The organism is Sphingomonas sp. 35-24ZXX, assembly GCF_000786215.1.
In the GTDB taxonomy this organism is placed as follows: domain Bacteria; phylum Pseudomonadota; class Alphaproteobacteria; order Sphingomonadales; family Sphingomonadaceae; genus Blastomonas.
This window is the reverse complement of record NZ_JROG01000004.1, coordinates 904,295-919,320: the sequence shown is the minus strand read 5'-3', so window position 1 is coordinate 919,320 and position 15,026 is coordinate 904,295. Positions and strand designations below refer to the sequence as shown.

14 protein-coding genes and 1 tRNA gene are annotated in these 15,026 nt (G+C 62.8%); 8 read left to right on the top strand and 7 right to left on the bottom strand.

Annotated elements, in window-relative coordinates; all coding sequences use genetic code 11:
- The first annotated feature begins 95 nt into the window (after positions 1-95).
- Entirely contained in the window at positions 96-767 is a 672-nt protein-coding gene (locus LI72_RS20040; RefSeq protein WP_156139585.1) for a hypothetical protein, read from the top strand.
- Between the two features lie 78 nt (positions 768-845).
- Here the strand turns inward: LI72_RS20040 and LI72_RS12470 are convergent.
- A tRNA-Pro gene (locus LI72_RS12470) sits at positions 846-922 on the bottom strand.
- A 206-nt stretch (positions 923-1,128) separates the two neighbouring features.
- On the opposite strand from LI72_RS12470, the gene yajC reads away from it, so the two are divergent.
- From yajC to LI72_RS12450, 4 genes are all read left to right on the top strand, one after another.
- Entirely contained in the window at positions 1,129-1,455 is a 327-nt protein-coding gene (yajC, locus tag LI72_RS12465) for a preprotein translocase subunit YajC (protein ID WP_033926101.1), read from the top strand.
- A gap of 116 nt (positions 1,456-1,571) precedes the next feature.
- Positions 1,572-3,176, top strand: coding sequence for a protein translocase subunit SecD (gene secD / locus LI72_RS12460; RefSeq protein WP_033926100.1), 1,605 nt, complete (start codon positions 1,572-1,574; stop codon positions 3,174-3,176).
- Positions 3,177-3,192: 16 nt separating this feature from the next.
- A complete protein-coding gene (gene secF, locus LI72_RS12455; protein WP_033926099.1) occupies positions 3,193-4,182 on the top strand; it encodes a protein translocase subunit SecF in 990 nt (329 codons plus the stop codon).
- A gap of 27 nt (positions 4,183-4,209) precedes the next feature.
- The gene (locus LI72_RS12450) at positions 4,210-4,602 is read left to right on the top strand and encodes an Mth938-like domain-containing protein (protein ID WP_033926098.1); all 393 of its coding nucleotides are present in this window, start codon (positions 4,210-4,212) and stop codon (positions 4,600-4,602) included.
- Here LI72_RS12450 and LI72_RS12445 read toward each other — a convergent pair whose 3' ends face one another.
- On the bottom strand, positions 4,603-5,535 hold the full coding sequence (locus tag LI72_RS12445; RefSeq protein ID WP_197051890.1) for a DUF3137 domain-containing protein: 933 nt from the start codon (positions 5,533-5,535) through the stop codon (positions 4,603-4,605).
- A gap of 59 nt (positions 5,536-5,594) precedes the next feature.
- Here LI72_RS12445 and LI72_RS12440 point away from each other — a divergent pair, with 59 nt between their 5' ends.
- Both LI72_RS12440 and LI72_RS12435 read left to right on the top strand, forming a co-directional pair.
- Positions 5,595-6,152 (top strand): LemA family protein, encoded by a 558-nt coding sequence (locus LI72_RS12440; protein ID WP_033926096.1) that lies wholly within the window; start codon positions 5,595-5,597, stop codon positions 6,150-6,152.
- Between the two features lie 88 nt (positions 6,153-6,240).
- Positions 6,241-7,053 (top strand): formate/nitrite transporter family protein, encoded by an 813-nt coding sequence (locus LI72_RS12435; RefSeq protein ID WP_033926095.1) that lies wholly within the window; start codon positions 6,241-6,243, stop codon positions 7,051-7,053.
- Positions 7,054-7,063: 10 nt separating this feature from the next.
- Here the strand turns inward: LI72_RS12435 and LI72_RS12430 are convergent, their stop codons facing one another.
- The 3 genes from LI72_RS12430 to LI72_RS19645 all read right to left on the bottom strand — a co-directional run bounded on the left by LI72_RS12430 (position 7,064) and on the right by LI72_RS19645 (position 10,633).
- On the bottom strand, positions 7,064-7,834 hold the full coding sequence (locus LI72_RS12430; protein WP_033926094.1) for a sulfite exporter TauE/SafE family protein: 771 nt from the start codon (positions 7,832-7,834) through the stop codon (positions 7,064-7,066).
- Between the two features lie 12 nt (positions 7,835-7,846).
- Complete coding sequence (locus LI72_RS12425; protein ID WP_033926093.1) at positions 7,847-10,336, bottom strand: TonB-dependent receptor; 2,490 nt, start codon at positions 10,334-10,336, stop codon at positions 7,847-7,849.
- 129 nt (positions 10,337-10,465) lie between these two features.
- The gene (locus LI72_RS19645; RefSeq protein WP_081984879.1) at positions 10,466-10,633 is read right to left on the bottom strand and encodes a YezD family protein; all 168 of its coding nucleotides are present in this window, start codon (positions 10,631-10,633) and stop codon (positions 10,466-10,468) included.
- Between the two features lie 300 nt (positions 10,634-10,933).
- On the opposite strand from LI72_RS19645, the gene LI72_RS12420 reads away from it, so the two are divergent.
- Positions 10,934-11,935 carry a sensor histidine kinase gene (locus LI72_RS12420; RefSeq protein ID WP_033926092.1) on the top strand — a complete coding sequence of 334 codons (1,002 nt, stop codon included), beginning with the start codon at positions 10,934-10,936 and terminating at the stop codon, positions 11,933-11,935.
- 17 nt (positions 11,936-11,952) lie between these two features.
- Here LI72_RS12420 and LI72_RS12415 read toward each other — a convergent pair whose 3' ends face one another.
- Together LI72_RS12415 and LI72_RS12410 are read right to left on the bottom strand one after the other, a co-directional pair.
- Complete coding sequence (locus LI72_RS12415; protein ID WP_033926091.1) at positions 11,953-12,396, bottom strand: RrF2 family transcriptional regulator; 444 nt, start codon at positions 12,394-12,396, stop codon at positions 11,953-11,955.
- Positions 12,397-12,492: 96 nt separating this feature from the next.
- Complete coding sequence (locus LI72_RS12410) at positions 12,493-15,009, bottom strand: PBP1A family penicillin-binding protein (protein ID WP_033926090.1); 2,517 nt, start codon at positions 15,007-15,009, stop codon at positions 12,493-12,495.
- Positions 15,010-15,026 lie beyond the last annotated feature (17 nt).

The following is a 15,026-nucleotide window of genomic DNA, read 5'->3' as shown; positions in this document are numbered from 1 at the left end:
AGTCAATCAGCGGCAAATAGTATGGCTGCCAATCCAGAAACTTATGCTTGCCTATGATGGATTGCCAAGCATAGCTTTCCGCTCAGGAGGCAGGCATGGATCACGCAGATAGGGACTATCGAGAACGATACGTAGCGTTCATGGATGTGTTAGGCTTCAGCCAGTTAGTTTCCGACGCAGACAGCGAACCATACAAGAGAGAGGTTATTTTAGCAATTATCAAGTCGTTAAGAAATACAATTTCTGAGATCCCACCGACAAATTTTCGTTTTACACAATTTTCTGACTGCATCGCTGTTTCGGCTGATCGAACACCAGAAGGCTTGGTTTCTATTTTTAGTGGTTGCGCAGCATTGGTAAGCGAACTTTTGCAATTGGGCGTTATGCTTAGAGGCGGAATTGCGGTGGGTAACTTAGTTCACACCTCTGATGTGCTGTTTGGAACAGGCCTACTAAAGGCGCTAAAACATGACCGTACCGGTGGCAACCCGCGCATAGCGCTTCAGCCAGAAGTGGTTTCAGATGCGAAGCGGTGGGGTTATGGAGATTTAACGCGAACAGACCATACGGATCACTTCCCGATGCTTCATGTACTTTGGGAATTCGAAAACATTGGGCACGAAACCCCAATGCAACCTTTAGTTAAAACGGCAGCGCGAAAGATTATACGCCAGATGGACGCCAATCTCTCACGCGATGATTATCCAGCCGATGTTAAATCGAAATGGCTTTGGATGGCCAAGTACTGGAATTCAGTCACTGCCTGAGCATAGCAATTAAGTGTTCCGGAAAATGAGCGTTAAAACAATGTTTTAACGGACCGCTTCTAGACCGACACTACAAATTGGTCGGGACGAGAGGATTCGAACCTCCGACCCCCACACCCCCAGTGTGATGCGCTACCAGGCTGCGCTACGTCCCGACCGGCCATCGCCGCGCTGCGGCAGATGGGAAGCGCGCCTATATGGGCATGAAACGCGATTGGCAAGCCCGTCCTGCACCCGATGTGCCGTGGCCAAGATCAATTGCCTTGCGCGGCCGATGGTGATAGGCGCGCCCATCGCTGCGACGGGCGGATCGATTGCCATCGCGACCTCATAGCCTTTCAGACATTCGGACGACATGCCCATGGACTCGACACTATTGCTTGCACTCGCCGCTGCCGCACCCGGCGCTGCTCCGGCCTGGACCCAGCTTTTGATGTTCGTGCCGCTGCTGCTGATCTTCTACTTCCTGATCATCCGTCCGCAGCAGCGCCAGATGAAGGCGCACAAGGCCAAGATCGAAGCGGTGAAGCGCGGCGATCAGGTGATCACCGGTGGCGGCCTGATCGGCAAGGTGACCAAGGTGGACGACGCCTATCTCGAGATCGATCTGGGCGGCGCCAAGGTGCGCGCGGTCAAGGCCACGATCAGCGATGTCATCCAGCCCGGCGGCGCTCCCGCCAACGATTGAGCTATCGCCTTGCCGCCTGATGCACCCATGAATATATGGCGCGCACATCCGGCCCGTGTCCGATTGGCCCGCCAACTGGCGGTGCCCGGACGCGCACTGCCAAGGAAGCCTTGAGAATGCTAGATTTTCCGCGCTGGAAAACGATCTCCACCGCCCTGGTGCTCGCCTTTGGCGTGCTGCTGGCGATCCCCAGCCTGCTGCCTGCAAATGTGGCGACCTATTATCCGTCGTTCCTGCCGCAGGCCAAGATCAACCTGGGGCTCGATCTTCAGGGCGGAAGCCATATCCTGCTGGAAGGCGACCCCAAGGATGTCGCAGCGCAGCGGCTGCAGAACATGGAAGAGACCGTGCGCGCCGCGATGCGCAGCGCCAAGCCGCGCATCGGCATCGGCGACATCTCGCGCGAAGGCGGCAAGCTCTCCTTCCTGGTGCGTGATGTCTCGCAGGTCGATGCCGCACGTGAAGCGATCCTGCCGCTGACCACCGGCGCGGGCCTGACCGGTCAGCGCGACTGGGACATCGAGGTGCGCGACACCAGCCGCATCGTGCTGACCCCCACCGAGGCGGGCCTGACCCAGGCGCTCGACCAGGCGATGGAAACCGCAACCGAAGTCGTGCGCAAGCGCATCGACGAGCTGGGCACGCGCGAACCGACGATCATCCGCCAGGGCGACAACCGCATCGTGGTGCAGGTTCCGGGCCTTGACGATCCCGAAGCGCTGAAGGAACTGCTTGGCCAGACCGCCGAGCTCGAATTCAAGCTGGTCGATTTGAACGCCAGCCCCGAAGACATTGCCGCCGGCCGTGCGCCGGTGGGCAGCGAAATCATTCCCTATCCCAGCAATCCTGCAGGCGGCACGCCGATCGCGGTTCGCCGTCTGGGCGGCATCCGCGGCGACAAGCTGACCAACGCCCAGCAGAGCTTTGACCAACAGACCAACGAGCCGGTGGTGTCGATCACCTTCGACCGCGATGGCGGGGCACGCTTTGCACGGCTGACGCAGGAAAATGTCAACAAGCCGTTCGCGATCATTCTCGACGGCGAAGTGCTCTCCGCCCCCAATATCAACGAGCCCATCCTGGGTGGTTCGGCCCAGATTTCGGGCAGCTTCACCACAGAAAGCGCCAACCAGCTCGCCATCGCGCTGCGCTCCGGCGCGCTGCCTGTCGAACTGAAGGTGGTCGAGGAACGCTCGGTCGGGCCGGATCTGGGTACCGAATCGATTCAGGCGGGCCTGCTGGCAGGCGCGGTCGGCACCATTGCCGTTCTGACCTTCATGATCGTGACCTACGGCCGCTTCGGGGTGTACGCCAACATTGCGCTGATCCTCAACATCCTGCTGATCCTGGGCATCATGGCGCTGATGAACGCCACGCTGACGCTTCCCGGCATTGCAGGTTTCGTGCTGACGATCGGCGCGGCGGTGGACGCCAACGTGCTGATCAACGAGCGTATTCGAGAGGAGCGCAAGAGCGGCCGCCGCATCATCCAGGCGATCGAGGTCGGCTATACCGAAGCCTCGCGCGCGATCTTCGATGCCAATATCACCAATGTCATCGCAGCGGTGCTGCTGTTCCTGTTCGGATCGGGCCCGGTTCGCGGCTTTGCCGTCGTGCTGATGATCGGCATCGTCACCTCGGTCTGGACGGCGGTCTATGTCACTCGCATGTTCGTCGCCCTCTGGCTCAAGCGCGCACGCCCGCGCGAGCTGAACATTTAAAGGAAGGCTTGATCCGATGAAGCTCCTCAAGCTCGTTCCCGACGATACCAACTTCCGCTTCCTGCGCTGGCGCAAGATCGCGATGACGATCAGCCTGCTGTCGATCATCGCCTCGTTCGTCCTCGTCGGCGTCCGCGGTCTCAACCTGGGCGTCGATTTTGTCGGCGGCCAGATGATCCAGGTGACCTTCGACAAGGCGGCAGAAGCTCCGGTGGCCGAACTGCGCGAGGATATCGATGCGCTGAACCTCGGCGAATCGACCATCCAGCGTTTCGGTCAGCCTAACCAGGTTTCGGTGCGCATGCGTCTGGCCGGCGACAATGTCGACGAAGTCAACGCCGTGACCAGCCGCGTCACGCAGATGATCACCAAGGAATATGCCGCGCAGGGCGCGCGCATCGACGGGGTGGATTCGGTCTCCGGCAAGGTTTCCGGCGAGCTTTTGACCACCGGCGTCTATTCTCTGGTGTTCGCAATGCTCGCGATCGCGATCTACATCTGGTTCCGCTTCGAATGGCAGTTCGGTGTCGCCGCGCTGTTCGCACTGTTCCATGACGTTGCGCTGACCTTCGGCTTTTTCGCGCTGACCCAGCTCGAGTTCAATCTCAACATCGTCGCCGCGCTGCTGACCATCATCGGCTATTCGCTCAACGACACGATCGTGGTGTTCGACCGCGTGCGCGAGAACCTGCGCAAGTACCGCAAGATGGACATGATCTCGCTGCTCGACCTGTCGACTAACGAGACCCTGTCGCGCACGGTGATGACCACGCTGACCATGCTGATCGCGCTCACCGCGCTGCTGCTGATCGGCCCCGGGGTGATCTTCGGCTTCACTGCGGCAATGACGCTGGGTTTGTTCGTCGGGTCGTATTCGTCGATCTACATGGCCAACCCGATCCTCGTCTGGCTGGGCGTGGGACCGCACAGCTTTGTGCCCCAGCAGACCGACGCCGAAAAGGCCGAAGCCAAGCTGAAGGAAGGCATCGGCGGCGCCCAGCCCTGATGACATCACTGATGGCAGGCTTGATCGATGGCTGAGTTCAACCAGGATCCGCGCGCATCCGGGCCGGTGATCACGGGCTTTACCGCCCATGGCTTCAAGCTGGACGGCGACAATCTGGGGCCGCGCCGGGTCGAATCGAGCCTGGTGCTGACTCCTGTGTCCGCGATGCCATGGGATGCGCCCGCGCTGGAGGCGCTGGGTATCGACGCCATGGCGCAGGTGCTGGATCTTTCCCCTGCCCCCGAGTTCATGCTGCTCGGCACCGGCGCTGCGCTCGCGCATCCGCCCCGCGCCTTCATCCAGGTGATGGAAGAGCGCGGCATCGGCGTCGAGGTGATGGACAGCCGCGCCGCAGCCCGTGCCTGGGGCATCCTGCGATCGGAAGACCGCTGGATCGCCGCGGCCATCATGGGGCTCTGATCAGCCTCGCGGGCGCTCGTTCAAGGTGGTGATCATCTGAGCCATCGCGCGGAACTGCTCGATCGTCCGCGCCAGCAGCTCGCGGTCGCGCTGGGAATCGAGCGAGCCGCTTTCAAACAGGTTCTCGCTGTCGACGGTCACGATGACGTCGCCCTTGTGGAAGACGGCCTTGAGCTTCTTGCCATCGAAAGTCTCCTCCAGCGCGATCAGCCGTTCGCAATAGGCCGGGTGGACCAGATAGCGGGCCTCGACCTGATCGGTGCTGTAGACATCGAACGCCTTTTCGAAGCGCGGATCGACCATCTTGACCCGTTCCAGCTTGATGCCGTTCTTGGTCTGGCTGTCGCCGAACAGGGTCAGTCGCATGCGCTGCCGCTCGATCAACGTCACCCCGTGGAAGTCCCGGGCGAAATGCATCTTGAGGATGACACCGCTGAACACGGTGACATCGCGCGCGTCCTTGCCCGATCCCTGTCGCTGGATGAGCCGCGCTTCGTAGAGGCGGAAGCGGGTGCCGGCGAGGTCGCCCTCCCACAGATCCTCGCAGGTCTTGCGGGTGTAGCCGGGCAGCAGATCGAAATCGCTGGCGAGCTCGAACTCGTCCCCGAAGGTTGCGGCAGCGCAATAGGATATGCCCAGCGCACCCGCGAGCGATGCGTTCATCTGTGTCTTCAGGCTGTTCACCACGGCCTGGCGAATCAGCACCGCCTTGCCGCCGCCGATCGCCATGATGGCCATGCCGACCAGCGCGATCAGCTGGCCCACAACGCCCTCGATCCCCAAGCCCAGCAGGAATGGCAGGCCGACGACCACACCGCCAATAGCCCATTTGATCGACCGGCTCTTGGCATCCTTGCGCACCTGATCCTGCCCGGCCAGCCAGGTGCCCAGATCGCCTGCCATCAAGGTATCGACATCGGGTAGTGTGATCATCGGCATTCCCCCCGGCTCGCGCGCATGTTAGCTCTACGGCTCGGATTGGGGGACTGTCTATGGAATGGATCATACTTGTTGTCGTCATCGTCGTTCTGCTGGCGGTGATCCTGATCTACAACCGGCTGGTCGCGCTGCGCGCCAACTGCCGCCAGGGCTGGGCGGATATCGATGCCGGGCTGCGCCAGCGGCACGACCTGATTCCCAATCTGGTGAGCACCGTGCAGGGCTATGCTGCGCACGAAAAGAGCGCGCTCGAAGCGGTGATCGCCGCCCGCGGCAATGCGCTGGCAGCGCGCGGCCCCGGCGAGGCGCAGGGGGCAGAGATGGCGCTGGGCGGCGCGCTCAAGAACCTGTTCGCGCTGGCAGAGGCCTATCCCGACCTCAAGGCCAACACCAATTTCCAGACGCTGCAGCACGAGCTTGCCGATATCGAGGACAAGCTGGCGGCGGCACGGCGCGCCTACAATGCTGCCAGCGCGGATTACAATACCGGCATCGAATCCTTCCCGGCCGTGCTGTTCGCTGGCGCTTTGGGCTTCAAGCCGCAGGGTTTCTGGGAGCTGGGCGGCGATGAGCGCGCCACGGTCGGTGCAGCGCCCAAGGTCAGCTTCTGATCATCCGCCACGGCCTGCCACAGGCCCTGCGCAACAATCCTCGCAGGCGCGCGTTTCCCCCACCAGTGCATTCAACGGGGGGCAGACAATGGCAAGAGGTCGCAGAAGCAAAGCGCAGGAGCCTGCGCTGGACGAGCTCGCGGATGTCACCACCGCCCTGATCTACCGCGCCATCAGCCGGTCGGGGCGGCACGAGCTGGCCCGCCCGTTTTCAGCGCTCTGGTGGTCGGGCGTCGGTGCGGGTCTGGCGATCAGCCTGTCGATCCTGTGCAAGGGGCTGTTGACCGCGCTGTTGCCGGATACCGCATGGGCACTTGCGGTCACCAACCTTGGCTATTCGGTCGGCTTTCTGGTCGTGATCATGGGCCGGATGCAGCTGTTCACCGAAAACACGGTCACGCCCATCCTGCCGCTGCTTGCCTATCCGTCGATAGGCAGGCTGGCGCAGACCGCCCGGCTCTGGTCGATCGTCTTCCTCGCCAACATGACCGGTTGCCTGCTGGCGGCGATCCTGATGGTGTATGCCGGGATCATTCCGCCCCTGCAGATGCAGGGCGTGATGGAGGTATCGCGCCATTATGCGGAGGTCGCGCCGCTGGACCATCTGATGTGGGGCATGCCCGCCGGGTTCATGATCGCATCGCTGGTGTGGATGCTGCCGCGAATCGAGAGCGCCGGCGAGGTGCTGATGATCATGCTGGTCACCTACATGATCGGCCTGGGTGGATTTTCGCATGTGGTTGCCGGATCGACCGAGCTGTTCATCGTCATGCTGAGCGGCGAGATCAGCCCGGTTGCGGCCGTGTTCGGCGGCATCGTCCCGGCATTGGTGGGCAATGTCATCGGCGGCACGGTGATCTTCGCCGCGCTCGCCTATGCCCAGGTCCGCGAGGAAATCTGACCTTCGCCCGTCAGCTCAGCGCCTTGTAGATGCTGAACAGGCTGGTGATCGTCAGCACGCTGCCGACCATGAACAGCAACAGGCGCGGCCGGACGTTCTTGGCCAGTACCGCGCCAAAGGGCGCGGCCACCACGCCGCCCACCAGCAGGCCGATGGTGGCGTGGGTAAAGGCCTCGAACCCGAGCGTGAGGATGAACGTCAGCGAGATCGACACGGTCAGGAAGAATTCGGACGCGCTGACGGTGCCGATGGTCTTGCGCGGTTCGCTGCCCTGGATCAGCAGATTGGAGGTGACCACCGGTCCCCAGCCGCCGCCGCCTGCGGCATCCAGAAACCCGCCCGCAGCCCCCAGCGGCGCAACGATGCGGGGATCCTCGAACCGTGGCGTCGGAAAGCGCCACGCGCGATACAAGAGCACCAGTCCCACGGCCGCGAGATAGACCATCACGATCGGGCGCGCGACCCCGGCGTCTATATTGGCCAGCACATAGGCGCCCAGCACCCCGCCTGCGACGCCCGGCAGCACCAGCCGTGCGAACAGCGGCCAGTCTATGTTGCGGTGCCAAGCATGGCTGAGGCCCGACGCGCCGGTGGTGAACACCTCGGCCAGATGGACCCCGGCAGAAGCCTGCGCAGGCGGCACGCCCAGTACCGAGACCAGCAGCGTGCTCGATATGACGCCAAAGGCCATGCCGAGTGCGCCGTCGACCATCTGGGCAGCGAAACCGACCAGAATATAGGGCCAGATATCGGCTAGATTCAGAATTCCAAGGTCCGGCACGTGCGGTCCCTTTCAAGGCAGGAGGGGACAGAAACTGGAGGCAAGGGTCAGGCCGAAGGTACGCGGGTCGCCGGGTTGTCCGGCAATCAGGCCGGTGTTGCCACCGGTGTTGGCGGCCAGCTGTTCGAAATAGTCGATATCAAAGGCGTTGCGCACCCAGGCGAAGACGTTGAGCCCATCATCGGTGCGATAGCCCAGCCGGAAGTTGCTGAGCGCATAGCCATCGATGTCGGTATAGATCGAGCGCGAGGGGTTGGACGAGAATTTCGATCGGTAGTTGCCGTCGAACCCGACATAGGCAAACCCGTCGAGCCCGAAGATCGCCACCGGTTCGTTATACTCGAAGCCATAGGAAAATGCCCAGTTCGAAATGCCGGGCAACCACTGACCCGAAATGTCGCAGTTCGCCGGGCTCAGCGCGCCTGGAACGCCGGGGGCTCCAGGGACCTGCGTTCCGGTCACCGTTGTGCCTCCGGCCAGTTCCGGCGGGCACGGCGCATCGACGAAGCGGACATATTCATGGTCGGTATAGGCACTGCTGACATAGGCATTGAACCGTTCCGAGGGCCGAACGCTGACATCCGCTTCGATCCCGCGGACCCTGACCTTCCCCGCATTGGCAAGATAGCCGCGCAGCACGCCCAGCTGGCCGTTGTTCACCGTCGCCTGATAGTCGCGGATCTCGGTCCAGAAGCCGGCCAGGTTGAGCGTTGCGCGGCGGTCCCAGAACTGGGTCTTCAGTCCCACCTCGAAATGGTCGACCTTCTCGGGCTTCACGGAGCCTGCCGCGAGCAGCGGATTGCCCGCGGCATCATTGGGCACGCCCGACAGGTTGATGCCGCCTGTCTTGAAGGTCTTGGCATAGGTCGCGTAGCTGCGGATATCCGGCGCGATCTGATAGGCCAACGTCAGGTCGTACGACAGGTTCCAGTCGCTGAACGCGGGCTCGAAGAACTGCGGGGCCAGCACCCCGCGCTGCGCGGCGATCCACGGATCGTTGGCGAACGGCCCGCTGAAGATCACAAGTTGGCGCGTGCCGTTCGATGCGGTGCCGGTCACCACCGAATCGTACGATCCGGTTTTCCTGTCGTAGTTGATGCGAATGCCGGGCTGGATGGTCAGGGCATCGGTGACCTTCCAGCTGGCCTGCCCGAAAGCCGCAACGCTGGTGTTCTTGAAACCGATGGTGTTGTTGGCGACCAGGCCGTTCAGCACCGCCGGGTTGCTGGCGAGTGGGCTGGTCGGCGCAAGCAGCCAGCGGCTGGCGGCAGGCCCCTGCTCCTGGATGCCCTGCGTATCGATGGTCTGATAGAAACCGAAGACCCCCGCCACGAAATCCACGCGATCCCCCAGTTTGCCAGCATAGCGCACCTCCTGCGTGAACTGCTCCTGCTGCGAGGGGTTGTTGACCTTGGGCGTGATCGGAAGGCCGGTAAAGTCGCGGTCGTTCGACGGGGTCCAGTCCCAGAAGCGCCAGGCACTGACAGAGGTCAGCGTGCCGGGGCCGACATCCCATTCCACCTTGAGCGATGCGCCGCCCAGAATGCTCCTGGCAGCAAGCTCTGCATCGACATCGGTGACCCGGTCAAAGGCGTCGAGGCTGGGCGGGGAATAGCCGAACGCCGCCGAGAGTGCGGGGAACTGGCGGTTGGCCGGGCGCTGGGTGCTGCCGTAGCGGGCATAGATCTGCGCGCAGCATTCAGGGTTCTGGCGGTTGTAATCGCCAGCCAGCGTGACCTTGATCGCATCGCTCGGCTTCCACAGCAGCGATCCGCGAAGTCCAAGATTGTTGAGTTCGTTGACGTTCGTGCCGGTGGCGACGTTGAAGATCGTGCCGCGCCGGTCGGTGGTCGCGACCCCGAACCGCACGGCGACAGTGTCCGATAGTGGCCCGGAAACCGATGCCTTGGCCTGACGGAATTCGAGGTTCCCCGCCGTCACCTCGGCCCGGCCCTCGAAATCGAAGCTCGGTTCCTTGGAGGTTATGTTGATCGCGCCGGCGGTGGTGTTCTTGCCGTAAAGCGTGCCCTGCGGCCCGCGCAGCGTTTCGACCTGCGCGATATCGAGGAAATCGAGCGTCGCCACGGCAACGCGGCCGACGAAGACATCGTCGATATAGATCCCCACGCCCTGTTCGATGCCGTCATTGGTGAGGCCGAACGGCGCGCCGAGCCCGCGGATATTGATCGCCGAGTTCCGCGGATTGGACGAATAGAATTGCAAGGTCGGTTGCAGCTGGGTCAGCCGGCTGACGTTGAAGCTGCCGGTGTTGTCGAGTGTTGCCACATCGACCACGGAAAGCGCGATCGGCACATCCTGCGACGATTCGTCACGGCGGCGGGCGGAAACGATGATCACATTGTCACCGGATGGCGCGGCTTGCGCTGCCACAGGCCGGTCCTCATCAGACGCAGCGCCATCCTGAGCCTGTGCGGGCGAAGTAAAGGCCAGCGCGACAGCCAGAGCGGCCGCCAAGGCATGCGCGGAAACGGAAATGGACATTTGGAAGAACCCCCGGGAAAGGAAGTGCTTCCGGCTGTCCGGTCGGCACGCTGTATGGTCTGGTGCATGAAGGAACGCTCAAAAAAGCCGGTCCGGTGTCCCGGTCCCGGCAGTCGAGGGATTTGAAGATCAGGAAAATCGCTGGCGTTCGGTGACATCCATCTGCACCAGCCTGCCGTCGTGCACGGTGAGCACCACCGCCCCGAAGCGCAGCTTGGCAATGGCCTCGGAGATCGTGGAAAGCGGAATGGTTGTCGGCGGCGCGGGTTCGCTGCTGGCAGGCTTTGAAGGAGGCATCGGCTAAACTCCTGTGAAATCTGGTGCGGACCGGCTGCATGCAGCATGGCCCGCAATTCGAAAGCTAATCTCTACCTTTTTAGTTGGCAAGATAGTTTTTCTTGGCCCCCGGGCAAAGCACGTCATTGCGATGCTGGTCAGCGACAAGCTGCCTTGCGTGGCCGAAAAGGTCTCGCAAATGGCCGCAGATGCGGCTTGCCCTTGCCGCCGCGAGCAAGGGCTTTTAGAAAGCGGTCAGGCGATACGGGGCATCGTCGCATTGTTACCCCCTCAGCCTGTTTCCTGCCCGACGAGAATGACATGGATCGATTGTTGAGTGCAGGGACGGTGTTCCGACGGGACAAATGGCTGGGCTACGGCCTGGCGCTCTTCTCGTTTGCGCTCGCGCTGTTTCTGCGTTTCGAATTGCAGGGCACCTTGCCACCGGGGTTCCCCTATCTGACCTTCTTTCCTGCCGTCATCCTGACGACCTTTCTGGCGGGTCTGTGGCCGGGCGTGGTGTGCGCGATCCTGTCCGGCCTGGCTTCGCTGTATTTCTTCATCCCCCCGTTTGACAGCTTTGCGCTGCACGCATCGAGCCTGATTGCGATCGGCTTCTACGTGTTCATCGTCACCGTCGACATCGCGCTGATCCACTTCATGCATCGCGCCGCCGACCGGCTGCTGGCGAAGAAGCAGCTGATGGAAGATCTCTATGACCAGCAGCGCACGATGTTCCAGGAACTGCAGCATCGCGTCGCCAACAACATGACTTTTGTTGCCGCTCTGCTGCAGCTGCAGAAGCGCAACATCACCGCCGATCCGGCATCGGCCAGCAGCGCACTCGACGAGGCGCAAAGCCGGATCGAGACGATGTCGCGCATCCACCGCCGGCTGTACGACCCCGCCTCGGTCGATCTGCCGGTGGCCGATTATTTCCAGGAAATCTGCTCGGACCTGCTGCAGGCGACCGGTGCGCGCAACATCGTGTGCATGGTGGATATGCCGGCGGTCCGCCTGGATATCGCACGGCTCACCACCTTGTCGCTGCTGGTGACGGAGCTGGTCACCAACAGCCTGAAGCATGCGTTTGCCGAAGACGGCGGCACGATTGCGCTCAAGCTCGAGCAGCTCGATCCCCATCGGCTGTCGCTGACCGTCAGCGACAATGGCCGCGGCATGCCCGAGACGATCAGCGACACGGCGAGCAAGGGACTGGGCACGCGCATTGTGCATTCGCTGGCGGCGCAGCTCGGCGGCGAGGTCAAGGCTCTGGCCGGACAGCGCCGGGGTACTGCATGGCAGGTGGTGTTCGCCGCCTGAACCCGGCGGCTCAATCGTCAGCCGTTGGCGGGCTGTTCGAACACAGCGGCCGGCTCGATCGGATCGGCGAGTGTGATCTGGTCCAGCACCACCGCCGTTTCGTCGCGCACCTTGAGCATCAGGGCGCGCAGGCGGCATTCGTCTTCCGCCAGGCAATTCTTGCACTTTTCATAGGCATAGCGGCTGGCGCACGGCACCAGGGCCAGCGAGCCGCTGGTGATGCGAACGATATCGCCGTAGCGGATGTCGATCGGCGGCAAGCCGAGCTGGTACCCGCCATCCTTGCCGCGCTGCGAATGGACCAATCCCGCGCGCGCCATTTCCGACAGGATCACGGTCAGGAACTTGGGCGGGATGTTCTGCGCTTCGGCGATCTCGTCCAGATGCACCAGCCCCTCGCCGTAACGGTCGGCCAGGTGCTGCAGGGCACGAATGGTGTATCGGACTTTCTGGCTGAGCATGTTCTGCTCGCCCTTACGCCCGGCAGCCCGATTTATCAATGGAATTGGTAGAGTGACGGCCGAGCGACACCTGCCCGGCCCCCTGCCCAATGCTGATCAGTAGATGCCGCCCTGCTGCTGCAGGAATTCGCTGTCGCTCTTGGCGCGCGCGGCAGGTCCGACCCGCTTCTGCACCGCCTTGGCAGCGGCCATTTCTTCCTGACGGATGGTGCGGCGCGGTTCGGTTTCGGGCTTGAACGCCTCCCAGATTACTGCGGCCTTGGCCTCGTCCCCGGGCCATGCGCCATAGACGCGGCGGCCCGAGCGGCGGTCAATCCGCACCAGACGCGTGCCGGCGGGCGCGCGGAATTCGGTGATCGGCATCGAGGGCAGGATTTCCTTGGCGAACTGCTTGAACACCGGTGCGGCCAGTCGTCCGCCCTGGGCATAGCCGCCCATGCTGCGCGGCTGGTCAAAGCCGAGGTAGATGCCGGCGACCATGTCGGGCGTACCGCCGACGAACCACACATTGGTGGGTCCGCTCGACGTCCCGGTCTTGCCGAACATCGGACGCTTGAGATCGGCCAGGTTGGTCGCGGTCCCGCGGGTGATCACGCCTTCGAGCATGTGCACGACCTGATACGAAGTGATCGGATCCAGGATCTGGCGCCCGCGCGGGGTGAACCGCGGCATCGGCTTGCCGTCCCACTTGGCCATGTTGCACCCTTCGCAGGTGCGCGGATCAGAGCGGAAGATCACCTTGCCGCGGCGGTCCTGGACATAGTCGATCAGCGTCGGCTTGAGCTCGCGGCCATGGTTGACCAGCATCGAATAGGCGTTGGTGATCTTCATCACCGTGGTGTCGCCAGCGCCAAGCGCGATCGAGAGATACGGCTTGTAGTCGCCGATGCCGACCGCCTTGATGGTCTTGACGACATTGGTCATGCCCGCATCGTTGGCCGCGCGCACCGTCATCAGGTTACGCGACTGTTCGAGTCCCCAGCGCATCGTCTGCGGGCCCGCACCCCGCGAGCCGCCAAAGTTGCGGAAGCATTTGCTGCCGAGGCTCGCCGACTGGTAGACGCAGAAAGTGCCATCGACGATCTGCGTCGCGGGCGTCATGCCGTTGTCGAGCGCGGTCGCATAAACGAACGGCTTGATCGTCGAGCCCGGCTGGCGATCGGCCTGGGTGGCGCGGTTGAACGGGCTGATCTGCGAATCGAACCCGCCCTGCATTGCATAGACCCGCCCCGAGCGCGGGTTCTGCACCACCATGCCGCCCGAAATCTCGGGCACATTGCGCAGCGCATAGGTGTCGCCCGACATCGGCGCGACCGCGATGATGTCGCCCGGCTTCATCGAATCGTAAGCCGTGCCGCCGACTCGCTTGCGCGGCATGGTCGCGGTCGAGCGCGGCAGAACGCCCTTGTCGCCATTGGCAAAGCCGATTTCGGCGGCGCTGGCTGCCTTGTCGATCACCACCGCCACGCGCCAGTTTTCATAGTCGATGTCGATATAGGTCGATGCCAGGCGCGAGGCCCATTGATCGTCCATCTCGATTGTGTTGAGCGGGCCGCTCCAGCCGCTGCCGCGGTCATAGCGCAGCAGCGCATCGCGCAGCGCCTCGGTCGTGGCGCGCTGCATCGCCGGGTTGAGCGACGTGCGCACCCACAGGCCGCCTGCATAGACGCTGTTCTTGCCGTCCTCGGCCTTCTCGCCGAACTTCTCGACCAGCTGGCGGCGGACCTCCTCGACGAAATAGCCGCCGACCTTGTCGAAATTGTCGCCGGTGCGCGGGATCGCGCCCAGCGGCTCAGCCTGCGCGGCGAGCATCTGGTTGCGGGTGATCCAGCCGTTCGACTGCATTGCGCCCAGCGCCCAGTTGCGGCGCTCCAGCGCGCGCTCCATATGCACTTCGGGGCGATAGTTGGACGGCGCCTTGGGCAGGATGGCGAGATACGCCGCCTCGTGCAGCTTCAGCTCGGCAACGTCCTTGCCGAAATAGGCCTGGGCTGCGGCCTGCACGCCATAGGCATTGCGGCCAAGATAGATCTCGTTGAAATAGAGCTCGAGGATCTCCTGCTTGGTCAGCACGTCCTCGATGCGATAGGCGAGGATCGCTTCCTTGATCTTGCGCGTGATCGAATATTCATCGCCCAGCAGCAGGTTCTTGGCGACCTGCTGGGTGATCGTCGATCCCCCGCGCGCGCGGCGGCCCGAGCCGATCTTGGTCACATAGTCGAACACCGCAGAGGCAAGCCCAGGGTAATCGAGGCCGTTGTGCGAGAAGAAATTCTTGTCTTCGGCAGACAGGAACGCCCGGATCAGCGGAAGCGGATAATCCTTGTACTGCAACTGCACGCGGCGTTCGCGGGCATAGCTGTTGATGATCTCGCCATCGACGCCGCGCACCATGGTGGGAAGGTCGGGCTCGTAATCGACCAAAGTCTCGGCAGATGGCAGATCGCGCGCGAAGATCACCCAGATCAATGCCATGCCCAGCAGCGCCAGACCCAGCAGATAGGCCGCCCAGCGGACCCAGCGCTTTTCCCACGCTCCGCTCATGGACGCAAACGCCCCATCGCCACCCCGCCGCACGCTATAGGCGATATTGCCGCTTTCACCCTCGCTCATGCCGGGGCGGTTAGCAC

Bases quoted from the DNA above. Each gene is read 5' to 3' on its own strand.
- LI72_RS20040 (WP_156139585.1), top strand. From the start codon at position 96: ATGGATCACGCAGATAGGGACTATCGAGAACGATACGTAGCGTTCATG.
- yajC (WP_033926101.1), top strand. From the start codon at position 1,129: ATGGACTCGACACTATTGCTTGCACTCGCCGCTGCCGCACCCGGCGCT.
- secD (WP_033926100.1), top strand. From the start codon at position 1,572: ATGCTAGATTTTCCGCGCTGGAAAACGATCTCCACCGCCCTGGTGCTC.
- secF (WP_033926099.1), top strand. From the start codon at position 3,193: ATGAAGCTCCTCAAGCTCGTTCCCGACGATACCAACTTCCGCTTCCTG.
- LI72_RS12450 (WP_033926098.1), top strand. From the start codon at position 4,210: ATGGCTGAGTTCAACCAGGATCCGCGCGCATCCGGGCCGGTGATCACG.
- LI72_RS12445 (WP_197051890.1), bottom strand. From the start codon at position 5,535: ATGATCACACTACCCGATGTCGATACCTTGATGGCAGGCGATCTGGGC.
- LI72_RS12440 (WP_033926096.1), top strand. From the start codon at position 5,595: ATGGAATGGATCATACTTGTTGTCGTCATCGTCGTTCTGCTGGCGGTG.
- LI72_RS12435 (WP_033926095.1), top strand. From the start codon at position 6,241: ATGGCAAGAGGTCGCAGAAGCAAAGCGCAGGAGCCTGCGCTGGACGAG.
- LI72_RS12425 (WP_033926093.1), bottom strand. From the start codon at position 10,336: ATGTCCATTTCCGTTTCCGCGCATGCCTTGGCGGCCGCTCTGGCTGTC.
- LI72_RS19645 (WP_081984879.1), bottom strand. From the start codon at position 10,633: ATGCCTCCTTCAAAGCCTGCCAGCAGCGAACCCGCGCCGCCGACAACC.
- LI72_RS12420 (WP_033926092.1), top strand. From the start codon at position 10,934: ATGGATCGATTGTTGAGTGCAGGGACGGTGTTCCGACGGGACAAATGG.
- LI72_RS12415 (WP_033926091.1), bottom strand. From the start codon at position 12,396: ATGCTCAGCCAGAAAGTCCGATACACCATTCGTGCCCTGCAGCACCTG.
- LI72_RS12410 (WP_033926090.1), bottom strand. From the start codon at position 15,009: ATGAGCGAGGGTGAAAGCGGCAATATCGCCTATAGCGTGCGGCGGGGT.